Origin of the sequence: Pseudomonas sp. NPDC087615, from assembly GCF_044743445.1 — a bacterium.
In the GTDB taxonomy this organism is placed as follows: domain Bacteria; phylum Pseudomonadota; class Gammaproteobacteria; order Pseudomonadales; family Pseudomonadaceae; genus Aquipseudomonas; species Aquipseudomonas baetica_A.
Genome location: NZ_JBIUWM010000027.1, coordinates 69,648 through 83,259, shown reverse-complemented (window position 1 = coordinate 83,259; position 13,612 = coordinate 69,648). Strand labels below are relative to the sequence as shown.

Below are 13,612 nucleotides of genomic sequence, written 5' to 3'. Positions count from 1 at the left end.
GCTCTCAGCCTCGCGCCGCTTGCGGCGTGGGCTGCGGTTCCTGTGGTCGATGACAACTCCGGTTATAACAATAGCGGGAGTAGTTATCCGCCTGCGGGTTACGGTACGAACGGCGCCTATGCCGGGGGAGCGGCTTCGGCCCCTACCTCGGCACAGGGCATGCTGTTCAATCAACTGCAACAAATGCAGGATCAGATATCGCGCCAGCAAGGTGTGATTGAAGAACTGCAGAATCAGGTTGCGCGCATGAAGCAAGAATCCCTGGAGCGATACCAGGATCTTGATCGGCGCATAGGATCCGGTGCTACACCTGCCGCGACTCCTGAGAATTCTTCTGCCGGTGGCGACGCAAGTGCTGCTGCCGGTGCGGCTGGCCAAGCGCCTGCTGCAAGTAGCGAACCGGCTGATCCGGCCAAGGAAAAGCTGTATTACGATGCCGCTTTTGACCTGATCAAAGCCAAGGATTTCGACAAGGCCAGCCAGGCTTTTGCCGCGTTCCTGCGCAAATACCCGAACAGCCAATACGCGGGCAATGCCCAGTACTGGTTGGGTGAGGTGAACCTGGCAAAGGGCGATCTGCAAGGTGCGGGTCAGGCTTTCGCCAAGGTTTCGCAGCTATATCCCAAGCACGCCAAAGTGCCGGACTCGCTGTACAAGCTGGCTGATGTAGAGCGCCGCCTCGGTCATACCGACAAGGTGAAAGGCATTCTGCAGCAGGTGGTCGCCCAATATCCGGGCACATCCGCCGCTCAGTTGGCTCAACGCGATCTGCAGCGCATGTAAGCCTGTTTGACTGTTTTGAAGAAACCCGCGCCTGTCGCGGGTTTTTTCGTTAGAATTCACGCCCTTTTTCTGAAACACGCTTCTTGAGGCCTGCGCGTTGGCGAGGCTGCCTGAAGTGCCTGACGGAGGCGGACAGCCTGTTTAGCTGTTACGCCCGTGGCGACTATGCAAGACACATTGAGAATTACCGAAGTTTTCTACTCGTTGCAGGGGGAAACGCGGACTGCCGGGCTGCCCACCGTTTTTGTGCGCCTGACCGGTTGCCCCTTGCGTTGCCAGTACTGCGACAGCGCCTATGCGTTCACTGGCGGTACGATTCGCACCCTCGACGATATCCTCGCGCAAGTAGCCGGGTATCGTCCGCGCTATGTCTGTGTCACTGGCGGTGAGCCTTTGGCGCAGCCGAATGCCATTCCTTTGCTTAAACAGTTGTGTGATGCCGGTTACGAGGTCTCGCTGGAAACCAGTGGTGCCCTAGACATCTCGGCAGTGGATCCGCGCGTCAGTCGCGTGGTCGATCTGAAAACTCCAGGTTCGAAAGAAGCTCATCGCAATCTTTATGAGAACATCGAACGGCTGACTCCCAACGATCAGGTGAAGTTTGTCATCTGCTCGCGGGAAGACTACGACTGGGCGGTATCCAAGCTGATCCAGTACGGTCTTGATCGACGCGCTGGCGAAGTCTTGTTTTCGCCAAGTCACCATGACTTGAATGCACGGGATCTGGCGGACTGGGTGGTGGCGGACAACCTGCCTGTACGCCTTCAATTGCAACTGCATAAATATCTTTGGAATGACGAGCCGGGGCGCTGATATGACTGAGCAACTGAACACGATTGAAAAGCGCGCGGTCATCTTGCTGTCTGGCGGGCTGGACTCGGCGACCGTCGTGGCCATGGCCAGGGCCGAAGGCTATAGCTGCTACACCATGAGTTTTGATTACGGTCAGCGTTCGCACGCCGAACTGCATGCCGCTGCGCGTGTTGCCCGCGACTTGGGCGTGGTTGAGCACAAAGTGATCGGCTTGAACCTGAATGGCATGGGCGGTTCGGCGCTGACCGACACCAGCATCGACATTCCACAGGAGTTGGGCGAGGGTATTCCGGTTACGTACGTGCCGGCGCGCAATACCGTTTTCCTGTCGCTCGCGTTGGGTTGGGCGGAAGTGCTTGGCGCGCGAGACATTTTTATTGGCGTCAACGCGGTGGATTACTCCGGCTACCCGGATTGCCGTCCCGAGTTCATTGAATCGTTCGAGCGTATGGCCAATCTGGCGACTAAAGCCGGCGTTGAGGGCAACGGCTTTCGCATTCAGGCACCGTTGCAGAATCTAAGCAAGGCGCAAATCGTCCAGGCGGGCGTGAAGCTGGGCGTTGATTATGGGCTGACTGTTTCCTGCTATCAGGCCGATGATGACGGCCGTGCATGCGGCAAATGCGACAGCTGCCGCCTGCGTGCGGAAGGCTTTGCAGCGGCTGGCGTGAGCGATCCAACACCTTATTTTTGATTATTTTAAAAAAGGTGTTGAATAGTCCTTAAAAATCAGTATTATACGCGCCACCACACAGCGGGTCGTTAGCTCAGTTGGTAGAGCAGTTGGCTTTTAACCAATTGGTCGTAGGTTCGAATCCCACACGACCCACCATTTTTGGCGGTTTAGAAAATCCGGAAGGCCCACGAAAGTGAGGATTTCCGGGTTTTTTTTTGCCTGCAATTCGGGCACATGTTCTTTCACTGCCCACCGTTCTGACGCAGGTCAGAATCATCTTTTGTATCCTCCGGATATTCTGTAGCCTTGCGCAGCTTCAACGTTGTCCGTGCCTGACACTACTCACTCTCCCGGCGGTACCCTCAAGCGGTCCGGAGCCGGGTGTATACTCGACTTTCGCGCGAAAGCGCCTGCAGGTCTTGCGAACATGACGCAGATTTCCGAACGCCTTCTGGTTCAAGCCCACCTCGATGCCAAACAGCCCAAACCGCTGACTGCCGAGGAAGAGGCCTACTACCGTTCCGCCATTGCCGCCGAGCTCAAGGCTCAGGACGCGGTGCTGGTGGCCCACTTTTATTGCGATCCGGTGATTCAGGCCCTGGCCGAAGAAACCGGCGGCTGTGTGTCCGACTCCCTGGAGATGGCTCGCTTCGGCAACGCCCACCCGGCCAAGACTGTAGTGGTGGCCGGTGTGAAGTTCATGGGCGAGACCGCGAAGATTCTCAATCCTGAAAAACGTGTGCTGATGCCAACCCTGGACGCGACGTGTTCGCTGGATCTGGGTTGCCCGGTCGACGAGTTTTCGGCGTTCTGCGATCAACATCCGGAGCGCACGGTGGTGGTGTATGCCAACACCTCCGCAGCCGTTAAGGCTCGGGCTGACTGGGTCGTGACGTCGAGTTGCGCGCTGGAGATCGTCGAAAGCCTGATGGACAACGGCGAGACCATCATCTGGGGGCCGGACAAGCATCTGGGCACCTACATCCAGCGCAAGACCGGCGCCGACATGCTGCTGTGGGACGGTGCTTGCATCGTTCACGAAGAGTTCAAGTCCAAGCAACTCGAAGACATGAAGGCGTTGTACCCGGACGCAGCCATTCTGGTGCACCCGGAATCGCCGACGGCGGTGATTGAACTGGCAGACGCCGTTGGCTCTACCAGCCAGTTAATTGCTGCCGCGCAGAGCCTGCCGAACAAGACGCTGATCGTCGCCACCGACCGAGGTATCTTCTACAAGATGCAGCAGTTGTGCCCGGACAAGGTCTTCATTGAGGCGCCAACGGCCGGTAACGGCGCAGCGTGCCGCAGTTGCGCACATTGCCCGTGGATGGCCATGAACACCCTTGAGCGCACGCTCAAGAGCTTGAAGGAAGGGACGAACGAGATCTTTGTTGATCCGGCGCTGATTCCGCAGGCGATTCGGCCGCTCAAGCGCATGCTGGATTTCACCCACGCGGCGCGGATGAAGTTGGCCGGTAACGCCTGAGATCTTTCTGCTACGCAAAAAAAACTGTGGGAGCGGGCTTGCTCGCGAAAGCGGTGCCTCAGTCGACTCAAATAGAGACTGATACACCGCTTTCGCGAGCAAGCCCGCTCCCACTTTGGTTTTCGGTGTTTGGGAATTATTTGTTCTTTTTAGGAATCCGGACGATGCGGGTATCGGAATAGATGTCATGCCACGTGCGTTTCTGCTTGTCGAACAGCGACCAGAAGAATCCCAGGCCCAGGCACAGCCACGACGCGATCGACACCATAAACCGCAGCAACGCCTGCCACAGGCTGATTGCCGTGCCATTGCTGTTTTGCACACGAAGGCCCCATACCTGCATGCCCAGCGTCTGCCCGCCATGGGTCCAGAACTTGGCAAAGAACGCAAACAGCACCAGCAGCAACACCGTTGAGTACAGCGGATCGCCGTCCAGTTTCCCAGCGTCGGTCATCACGCGCAGGCGTTCTTCGCCGATGATTGCGGCCTGAATCATCTTGTAGATGCCGCCAGTGACGATCAGCAGGGCAGTACACAGCAGGAAGTCATAGAACATCGCTGCCAGTCGACGGCCAAGGCCAACGGCAGGAAAGTCGCCCTGGGGAGTGAGCAGATGTTTCGACATGGCAGCCTCTGGACGCAAATGGAAGCGCCATTTTACGGATTCGCGCACACAAAAAAGCCCCTGATATCAATATCAGGGGCTTTTTCGTTACAGAAGATCAGGCTTCTGCTTGTACTTCGTCAGCCTGCATGCCTTTCTGGCCCTGCACAGCAACGAAAGTCACTTTCTGGCCTTCTTTCAGGCTTTTGAAGCCGTTGCCCTGAATGGCACGGAAATGCACGAACAGATCCGGACCGCTTTCTGGAGTGATAAAACCAAAACCTTTCTCGTCGTTAAACCACTTGACGGTACCGCTCTGACGTGTGGACATTTCTTATTTCCTTTGACGCAAAAAATTGATGACAGTCTCCTTCTAATGAAAGAGTACTGGGGCTGGTTGCAGGAGAGTAAGAAGACGTCGAACGGGATGTAGCTAACTTGTAGGCTACTGCCCAGGTCACGATTCCAAGCTGACCCATGCAAACACAGTGGAGAAACTCTACGCCAACTTCGGGAGAAAAAACAAGCCCTGTGAAGTGCCCGGTTTTGCTGAGCTTGCAGGAACTTAATCGATTCGTTAGTACAGGCTTAGATGATGAGCTTGTTCAGTTGTTTTCGAACGTTATAAGCAACGTTCATATTCGAATCGATTGATAGAGGATGCACTGTTTTATGGCGATTGCGTTACACATTAGTGCACGCATAACGCAATCGCGTTACTTATAGAAACAGTCAATCAGCCGCGATAGTAGCGTTGTGGAACAAATGGCATTTTGCTTACAAGCATTTGCACCTTTTTCCCACGAACAATTGCCCACACCGGTGTCTCAAGCGTGACATACGCGCTGTCGAGGTAACCCATCGCCAACGGCCCACCCAGGGTCGGTCCGAAGCCGCCGCTGCACACGCTGCCGATGATGTCGCCCGCCTCGTTGACGATTTCTGCGCCTTCACGCACCGGCGTACGTTCCTGCGGCAGCAGGCCGACGCGCTTACGGGCGACGCCATTGTGTTGCTGTGCGAAAACGATCTCCGCCCCCGGGAAACCGCCGGCCCGCGCGCCATCGGCGCGACGTGGCTTGGAGATCGCCCACAGCAGGCTGGCTTCAATGGGTGTGGTTTCGGTGTTCATGTCGTGGCCGTACAGGCACAGGCCGGCTTCCAGGCGCAGCGAATCACGAGCGCCGAGGCCGATGGCCTGAACGTCCGGTTCAGCCAGCAAGGCGCGGGCGAGTTTTTCGGCATCGGTGGCCGGCACCGATATTTCGTAACCGTCTTCACCGGTGTAACCCGAACGGCTGACAAAGCAGTCGATGCCCAGCAGATTGACGCGGGCGAACTGCATAAAGGTCATCTGCGCCACTTGCGGAGCAAGGCGCGCCAACACGGTGACGGCCGCCGGACCTTGCAGGGCGAGCAGGGCGCGCGCTTCGAACAGCTCCGTAATGGTGCACTGATCGCCGATGTGTTTTTGCAGGTGAGCCAGATCCTGATCCTTGCACGCGGCGTTGACCACGAGGAACAACTCGTCGTTACCGAGGTTGGCCACCATCAGGTCATCGAGAATGCCGCCGCTCTCGTTGGTGAACATCGCGTAACGCTGCATGCCTACTGGCAGATCGATGATGTCTACAGGCACCAACGTTTCCAGGGCCTTGGCGGCATTGGCACCTGTCAGACGAATCTGGCCCATGTGCGAGACGTCGAACAGTCCGGCCTGCTCGCGGGTGTGTTGGTGTTCCTTCATCACGCCCAGCGGGTATTGCACCGGCATGTCGTAGCCGGCGAATGGCACCATGCGTGCGCCGAGTTCGATGTGCAGAGCGTGCAGCGGGGTTTTCGACAGTTGTTCGGTAGACATCTTCAACTCCTGAAAAATGTGCAGCCGCCGATGCGCAAGCATCAGCATTCGATAATGTTGACCGCCAGACCGCCGCGGGCGGTCTCCTTGTATTTGCTTTTCATGTCGGCGCCGGTCTGGCGCATGGTGCGGATGACCTTGTCGAGCGAGACGAAATGCTGCCCGTCGCCACGCATGGCCATGCGCACCGCATTGATTGCTTTCACCGAGCCCATGGCGTTGCGCTCGATGCACGGCACCTGCACCAACCCGCCAATCGGGTCGCAGGTCAGGCCGAGGTTGTGTTCCATGCCGATTTCCGCCGCGTTCTCGACTTGCTGCACACTGCCGCCCAGCACTTCGCACAACGCGCCGGCCGCCATTGAACAGGCCACGCCGACTTCGCCCTGACATCCGACTTCGGCGCCTGAGATCGAAGCGTTTTCCTTGTACAGAATGCCGATGGCCGCCGCGGTCAGCAGAAAACGCACCACACCGTCTTCATTGGCGCCGGCAATAAAGCGCATGTAGTAATGCAGCACAGCCGGAATGATCCCCGCCGCACCGTTGGTGGGTGCCGTCACCACGCGTCCGCCATTGGCGTTTTCTTCGTTGACCGCCAGCGCATAAAGGTTGACCCAGTCGAGCACTGATAATGGGTCGCGCAACGCTGATTCCGGGTTCTTGCACAGTTGCCGATGCAGCGCCGCCGCGCGCCGTTTGACCTTCAAACCACCGGGCAAAATCCCTTCGTTGCGGCAGCCCGCCGCCACGCAGTCCTGCATCACCTGCCAGATGTTCAGCAGGCCAGCACGGGTTTGCGCTTCCGGGCGCCAGGCGCTCTCGTTGGTCAGCATCACTTGGCTGATCGACAGACCATAGGTGCTGCAATGACCGAGCAAGTCCTTGGCGCTTTTGAACGGGAAGGTCAGCGGTGTGGCGTCTTCGACGATGCGATCGGCACCGGCAGCGTCTTCATCGACGACAAAACCCCCACCGACCGAGTAGTACTCGCGGCTGCGGATCTGGATGCCCGCCGCGTCGAAGGCTCGGAAGATCATGCCGTTGGGGTGATAGGCCAGCGGCTTGCGGATCATCGCCAGATGTTCTTTCTCGTTGAACGCGATGCTGTGTTCGCCGAGCAGATTCAGGCGAGCGTTGCTGCGGATTTCTTGCAGGCGGGAGGCGACGGTTTCGGTGTCGACGGTGTCCGGGTGCTCGCCTTCAAGGCCAAGCAGCACGGCTTTGTCGCTGCCGTGGCCTTTACCGGTGGCGCCGAGCGAGCCGTACAGCTCGACGCGGACACTCGCTGTGGCAGTCAGCAGGTTTTCCCGGCGCAGCCCTTCAGCGAAGCGCGCAGCGGCGCGCATCGGGCCGACAGTGTGGGAGCTGGAGGGGCCGATGCCAATCTTGAACAGGTCGAACACGCTTAACGACATGAGTGGTTCTCCGGTTTCTTGTTATAGGAATTGGCGAAATATCAGGCTTGTAGCATTGCCTGTGGGAGCGGGCTTGCTCGCGAATTCGGTGGGTCATCCAATATAAATGTGACTGATTCACCGCATTCGCGAGCAAGCCCGCTCCCACATTGGATCTGTGGTGTTGTTGAGAGTGGGGGCAAATAAATGCCCCCACACTGGTTTAAGCGTAGCTTTCGATCGACGGGCAGGCACAGACCAGGTTGCGGTCGCCAAACACGTTGTCGACGCGACCGACCGGCGGCCAGTATTTGCCTTCGATCAACGACGCCACCGGATACACCGCTTGCTCGCGGCTGTACGGGTGAGTCCACTCGCCAACCAGTTCGGCTGCGGTGTGCGGCGCATTCTTCAGCGGGTTGTCGTCCTTGTCCAAGGTGCCGTTTTCCACCGCGCGGATTTCTTCGCGGATGCGGATCATGGCGTCGCAGAAGCGGTCCAGTTCTTCTTTGGATTCGCTTTCGGTCGGCTCGATCATCAGCGTGCCGGCGACCGGGAACGACATGGTCGGGGCGTGGAAGCCGAAGTCGATCAGGCGCTTGGCAACGTCATCGACGCTGATGCCGCTGCTGTCTTTCAACGGGCGCAGATCAAGGATGCATTCGTGCGCCACCAGACCGTTGCTGCCGGTGTACAGCACTGGGTAGTGCTCTTCGAGGCGACGGGAAATGTAGTTGGCGTTGAGGATCGCCAGTTGCGAAGCGCGCTTGAGACCCGCACCGCCCATCATGCGAATGTACATCCAGGTGATCGGCAGAATGCTCGCGCTGCCGAACGGTGCTGCGCAGACCGCGCCTTCCTTGCGCTCCATCTGGGCGTGGCCCGGCAGGAACGGCGTCAGGTGCGACTTGACGCCAATCGGGCCAACGCCCGGGCCGCCACCGCCGTGGGGGATGCAGAAGGTTTTGTGCAGGTTCAGGTGCGACACGTCGCCGCCGAACTTGCCCGGCGCGCAAAGGCCGACCATGGCATTCATGTTGGCGCCGTCGATGTACACCTGGCCGCCGTTGTCATGAATGATCCCGCAGATTTCGCGGATGCCTTCTTCGAACACGCCGTGGGTCGAGGGGTAGGTGATCATCAGCGCGGCGAGGTGTTCGCGGTGCTCGAGGGCTTTGGCGCGCAGGTCTTCGATGTCGACGTTACCGCGAGCGTCGCACGCGGTCACGACCACGCGCATGCCGGCCATATTGGCAGTGGCCGGGTTGGTGCCGTGGGCGGACGACGGGATCAGGCAGATGTCGCGACGGTCATCACCGCGGCTCTGGTGATAGGCACGGATCGCCAGCAGACCTGCGTATTCACCTTGCGAACCGGCGTTCGGTTGCAGCGAGATCGAGTCGTAACCGGTGGCGGCGCAGAGCATCGCTTCCAGTTCGTCGGTCAGTTGCTGATAACCGGCGCTTTGTGCGGCTGGCGCGAACGGGTGCAGGGCGCCGAACTCGGCCCAGGTCACCGGGATCATTTCGCTGGCGGCGTTGAGTTTCATGGTGCACGAGCCCAGCGGGATCATGGTGCGATCCAGCGCCAGGTCCTTGTCCGCCAGTTTGCGCAGGTAGCGCATCAGCTCGGTTTCCGAGTGATAGCGGTTGAACACCGGGTGGCTGAGGATCGGCGACTGGCGTACCAGCGCAGCAGGAATGGTGCTCTGCACGGTGGCGGCGAGGGCGGCGAAGTCTGGCAGGGTTTTGCCGTCGGCGAAGACGCTCCACAGGGTTTCGATATCAGCCTGAGCGGTGGTTTCGTCAACCGACAGACCGACACGCTGAGCATCGACGACGCGCAGGTTGATCTGCTGGGCGTGAGCCTTGTCGTGCAGCGCAGCGGTTAGCGCGCCGGTAGCCACTGTCAGGGTGTCGAAGAAGCTCTCCTGCTCGACCTTCAGGCCCAGCGCAGTCAGGCCCTTGGCGAGAATCGCGGTCAGGTGATGCACGCGGTTGGCGATCTGGGTCAGGCCTTTCGGGCCGTGGTAGACGGCGTACATGCTGGCGATGTTGGCCAGCAGCACTTGCGCGGTGCAGATGTTGGAGGTGGCTTTCTCGCGACGGATGTGTTGCTCGCGGGTCTGCATCGCCAGACGCAGCGCTGGCTTGCCGAAACGGTCAACCGACACACCGACCAGACGGCCCGGCATGTCGCGCTTGTACGCATCTTTCGTCGAGAAGTAAGCCGCGTGCGGGCCACCGAAGCCCAGCGGCACGCCGAAACGTTGAGCGCTGCCGATAGCAACGTCAGCGCCGAACTCGCCTGGAGCGGTCAGCAGGGTCAGGGCCAGTAGATCGGCCGCCACGGCCACCAAAGCGTTGGCCGCGTGGAAGCGTTCGGTCAGTTCGCGGTAGTCGAACACATCACCGTTGCTGGCTGGGTATTGCAGCAGTGCGCCGAAGAATGGGGTGACGTCGGTCAGTTCACGCTCATCGCCCACCACAACGTCAATGCCCAGCGGCTCGGCACGGGTGCGCAGCACGTCGAGGGTTTGCGGGTGGCTGTGGATCGAGGCGAAGAATTGGTGGCTGCCCTTGTTCTTGCTCAGGCGTTTGCAGAAGGTCATGGCTTCGGCAGCGGCGGTGGCTTCGTCGAGCAGGGACGCGTTTGCGATTGGCAGGCCGGTGAGGTCGCTGATCAGGGTCTGGAAGTTCAGCAGCGCTTCGAGGCGACCCTGGGAAATTTCTGGTTGGTACGGGGTGTAAGCGGTGTACCAGGCCGGGTTTTCCAGGAGGTTACGCAGGATCGGCGACGGCGTGTGGCAGTTGTAGTAGCCCTGGCCGATGTAGGTTTTGAACAACTGGTTTTTGTCAGCGATGGATTTGATCATCGCCAGGGCGTCGGCTTCGCTCAGGCCGTCGTCCATGCCGAGCACGCTGGTGCCCTTGATGCTTTCCGGGATGACGCTGGCGCTCAGGGCTTCAAGCGAATCGAACCCCAGGCTGTTGAGCATGGCTTGTTCGTCACCGGCGCGCGGGCCGATGTGACGGGCGATGAATTCGTTGGCGGTGCCAAGGTTTACTTGAGTCATGACAGGTCTCCTCAGGCTTCGGCTTGGGCTTTGATCAGACGGTCGTAGGCGTCTTGATCGAGCAGTTTGGCGACGGCCGAAGCATCGGCTGGCTGGAAGCGGAAGAACCAGCCTTCGCCCAGCGGATCTTCGTTGACCAGTTCAGGGCTGTCTTCCAGCGCTGGGTTGGTGGCCAGGACTTCACCGTCGAGGGGCATGTATACGCCGCTGGCGGCTTTCACTGATTCCACGGTGGCGGCTTCAGCGCCTTTCTCGTAAGCCTGCAACTCAGGCAGTTGCACGAACACCACGTCGCCCAGGGCGTTCTGCGCGAAAGCAGTGATGCCGACAGTAACGCTGCCGTCAGCTTCAGTGCGCAGCCATTCGTGATCTTCAGTAAAACGCAACTCGCTCATGGAAACTCCTCAGGGGGCCAGACTCGTCTGGTGGACGCGGTGGAAGGCTTGGGGCGGTAAAGCCCTTATTTATGAGGGGTTAGTTAGCAAGAACACGGCCAATGTTGATTTATCGTTATAAATCAATGATTTGAGAGTTTTGTGTTGATTGAGTGATGGCGCGTCTGTAGCGAAATCGCTACAGCGTAGGGCAAGGAAAAAAGCTTAACGGGATCAAAGCCTTGCACAGCGGTGATCAGAGGAGTGTGTAGCGATATCGTTCCGCTGTAGCGCTTTCAGTACAGATGCAGGTCGTTTTTGAGCGGATTTTAAAATCCGGAGCATTACCCCTGTGGGAGCGGGCTTGCTCGCGAAGACGCTGGATCAGGTGAAATCTATGACGACTGACACGACGCCTTTGCGAGCAAGCCCGCTCCCACAGGGTTGATCGAGCAAGGCTTAAAGTTTGTTGGAGATGCCGTACTTGCGCAGTCGATGGGCGATGGCCGTGTGCGAGGTTTGCAGGCGACTGGCCAGTTGGCGGGTCGAGGGGTAGCTGACGTAGAGTTTTTCCAGCAGCGATTTCTCGAAGGCTTCGACCGCTTGTTCGAGGCTGTCGACGTCGCTGTCGGTCTGACGCGCGACCGAGGTCCCGGCGATGTCGAGGTCGCCGATATCCACCAGACTGCTTTCGCAAATCGCGGCGGCGCGGAAAATCACGTTCTGCAACTGGCGGACATTGCCCGGCCAACGGTTGCCGAGCAGCGCCGGGTAAGTACCGGGGGCGAGGCGACAGACAGGGCGCTGAATCTGCGCACACGCCTGCTGCATGAAATAACGCGCCAGCAACAGAATGTCCTGACCGCGCTCTCGCAGTGGCGGCACTTCGACGTTAAGCACGTTGAGGCGATAGAACAGGTCTTCGCGAAACAGCCCCTCGCTGACCATTTTTTCCAGATCGCGGTGGGTGGCGCTGAGGATGCGTACGTTGACCTTCACCTCGCGATCACCGCCGACCCGGCGGAAGCTGCCGTCATTCAAGAAGCGCAGCAGTTTTGCCTGCAAGTACGGCGACATCTCGCCGATCTCGTCGAGGAACACCGTGCCTTGGTTGGCCAGCTCCATCAGCCCCGGTTTGCCACCGCGTGCCGCGCCAGTAAAGGCGCCGGGGGCGTAGCCGAACAGTTCGCTTTCGGCGAGGTTTTCCGGCAGGGCCGCGCAGTTGAGTGCGAGAAACGGCGCGCTGTGCCGTGCACTGATGGCGTGGCAGGCGCGGGCCACCAGTTCTTTACCGGTGCCGGTTTCGCCTTGGATCAGCAACGGCGCATCAAGGGCGGCAACGCGCTGTGCGCGAGCCTTGAGGGTGCGGATTGCCGGGGATTCACCAAGCAGCGCGTCGAAGCCCTCGGCGTGGTCGTGGTGCAGCGCCGAGAGCTGTTCGCCGATGCGGTTGGGTTGATACAAGGTGAGCAGGGCGCCAGCGTCGGTGATCGGCGTGGCGTCGAGTAATAGCGTCTGGCCGTTGACGGTGATCTCGCGCAGCGGCAGGCGGAAGCCGTTTTCGAGCAACGTGTCGAGCAGGCCCGGATCGTTGAACAGCTCAGCAACAGTTTCACCGGCCGGTTCGCGACCGTACAACGCAATCAGCGCCGGATTGGCCAGCAGCACCTTGCCGGCGCTGTCGAGGGCCAGCACCGGGTCAGTCATCGCCGCGAGCAGCGCATCAAGCTGCAAGTGCCGGCGCTGGCCCGGGAGGATGTCGACCACTTTCACCGCTTGCACACCGTGCACGCTGAACAGCGCGTCACGCAGTTCCTCCAGCACCTCAGGGCTCAACGTCGGGGCGTCGATGTAGACGTTCGGCGGGATCATTTCCACCGCATCCAGATTGAGATTGCGCCCACCGAGCAGGGCCAGGACTTCCTGGGTGATGCCGACGCGGTCGATGAAGCTGACGTGGATACGCATGGGGCGGTTCAGTGATCTGCAATGCGGAGGGTGGCAAGTATGCCTTGGGGCGGGGCAATGGTGAAATCGGCGGCGATTTTCCGGTCGATCTGGTTGCCCTGTGGGAGCGAGCCTGCTTGCGAATGCCGTGGCTCAGCCACATTGATATCGCCGGACACGACGTCGTCGCGAGCGAGCTCTCTCCCACAGGGACGCCGGGTTATTCGAGGTGTTCGGGCTTCACCGGGTCCCCGGATTTCATATTCAACTGCACCCGCACATCTTCAAACATCGCGTCGTAGTGCTTGTGCACCGAGCCAATGCTGGCATGCGTCTTGGGAATCCCGTACTTCTCGGCAATTCTGGTCACGTCTCTGGCGAAGTTGTAGGCCTGATCCTTGGGCAGGAAGAACGTCTCTTTCATGTCCTTGCCCTGAATGCTGCCGTGCATCGTGAACTGCATTCCTTTGCCCTCTTTGGGATCGGTGAACACTTCGTAGTCAAGGCATAGGTCGTAGCTGACATCGTCCTTGTTCAGCGCGTGCCGTTCGATGTGCAGATGACCGGGTACAAACTGGGCCATGGATCTCTCCTT

General features: G+C 59.3%; 12 protein-coding genes and 1 tRNA gene. 5 read left to right on the top strand and 8 right to left on the bottom strand.

Features of this window, described 5'->3' with window-relative positions; genetic code table 11:
• The 5 genes from ybgF to nadA all read left to right on the top strand — a co-directional run.
• On the top strand, positions 1–783 hold a 783-nt coding region (gene ybgF / locus ACIOU6_RS15420), incomplete at its 5' end, for a tol-pal system protein YbgF (protein WP_401137582.1).
• Between the two features lie 165 nt (positions 784–948).
• Positions 949–1,596 (top strand): 7-carboxy-7-deazaguanine synthase QueE, encoded by a 648-nt coding sequence (queE, locus tag ACIOU6_RS15415; RefSeq protein WP_221730690.1) that lies wholly within the window; start codon positions 949–951, stop codon positions 1,594–1,596.
• A 1-nt stretch (position 1,597) separates the two neighbouring features.
• Positions 1,598–2,290, top strand: coding sequence for a 7-cyano-7-deazaguanine synthase QueC (queC, locus tag ACIOU6_RS15410; RefSeq protein WP_221730691.1), 693 nt, complete (start codon positions 1,598–1,600; stop codon positions 2,288–2,290).
• Between the two features lie 62 nt (positions 2,291–2,352).
• Positions 2,353–2,428 (top strand) — tRNA-Lys (locus tag ACIOU6_RS15405).
• Between the two features lie 271 nt (positions 2,429–2,699).
• Positions 2,700–3,758: a quinolinate synthase NadA gene (nadA, locus tag ACIOU6_RS15400; protein ID WP_221730692.1), complete on the top strand. Its 1,059-nt coding sequence runs from the start codon at positions 2,700–2,702 to the stop codon at positions 3,756–3,758.
• 136 nt (positions 3,759–3,894) lie between these two features.
• Here the strand turns inward: nadA and ACIOU6_RS15395 are convergent, their stop codons facing one another.
• The 8 genes from ACIOU6_RS15395 to ACIOU6_RS15360 all read right to left on the bottom strand — a co-directional run bounded on the left by ACIOU6_RS15395 (position 3,895) and on the right by ACIOU6_RS15360 (position 13,600).
• The gene (locus ACIOU6_RS15395) at positions 3,895–4,383 is read right to left on the bottom strand and encodes an RDD family protein (RefSeq protein WP_221730693.1); all 489 of its coding nucleotides are present in this window, start codon (positions 4,381–4,383) and stop codon (positions 3,895–3,897) included.
• Positions 4,384–4,480: 97 nt separating this feature from the next.
• On the bottom strand, positions 4,481–4,693 hold the full coding sequence (locus tag ACIOU6_RS15390; RefSeq protein WP_003227496.1) for a cold-shock protein: 213 nt from the start codon (positions 4,691–4,693) through the stop codon (positions 4,481–4,483).
• Between the two features lie 405 nt (positions 4,694–5,098).
• Positions 5,099–6,223, bottom strand: coding sequence for a glycine cleavage system aminomethyltransferase GcvT (gene gcvT / locus ACIOU6_RS15385; RefSeq protein WP_401137577.1), 1,125 nt, complete (start codon positions 6,221–6,223; stop codon positions 5,099–5,101).
• Between the two features lie 41 nt (positions 6,224–6,264).
• A complete protein-coding gene (locus tag ACIOU6_RS15380; protein ID WP_401137575.1) occupies positions 6,265–7,641 on the bottom strand; it encodes an L-serine ammonia-lyase in 1,377 nt (458 codons plus the stop codon).
• Between the two features lie 202 nt (positions 7,642–7,843).
• Positions 7,844–10,696 carry an aminomethyl-transferring glycine dehydrogenase gene (gene gcvP / locus ACIOU6_RS15375; protein WP_401137572.1) on the bottom strand — a complete coding sequence of 951 codons (2,853 nt, stop codon included), beginning with the start codon at positions 10,694–10,696 and terminating at the stop codon, positions 7,844–7,846.
• Positions 10,697–10,707: 11 nt separating this feature from the next.
• Entirely contained in the window at positions 10,708–11,091 is a 384-nt protein-coding gene (gene gcvH, locus ACIOU6_RS15370) for a glycine cleavage system protein GcvH (RefSeq protein ID WP_221730697.1), read from the bottom strand.
• 438 nt (positions 11,092–11,529) lie between these two features.
• Complete coding sequence (locus ACIOU6_RS15365) at positions 11,530–13,038, bottom strand: sigma-54-dependent transcriptional regulator (protein WP_401137570.1); 1,509 nt, start codon at positions 13,036–13,038, stop codon at positions 11,530–11,532.
• A gap of 199 nt (positions 13,039–13,237) precedes the next feature.
• A complete protein-coding gene (locus tag ACIOU6_RS15360) occupies positions 13,238–13,600 on the bottom strand; it encodes a DUF5064 family protein (protein ID WP_221730699.1) in 363 nt (120 codons plus the stop codon).
• Positions 13,601–13,612: the final 12 nt, after the last annotated feature.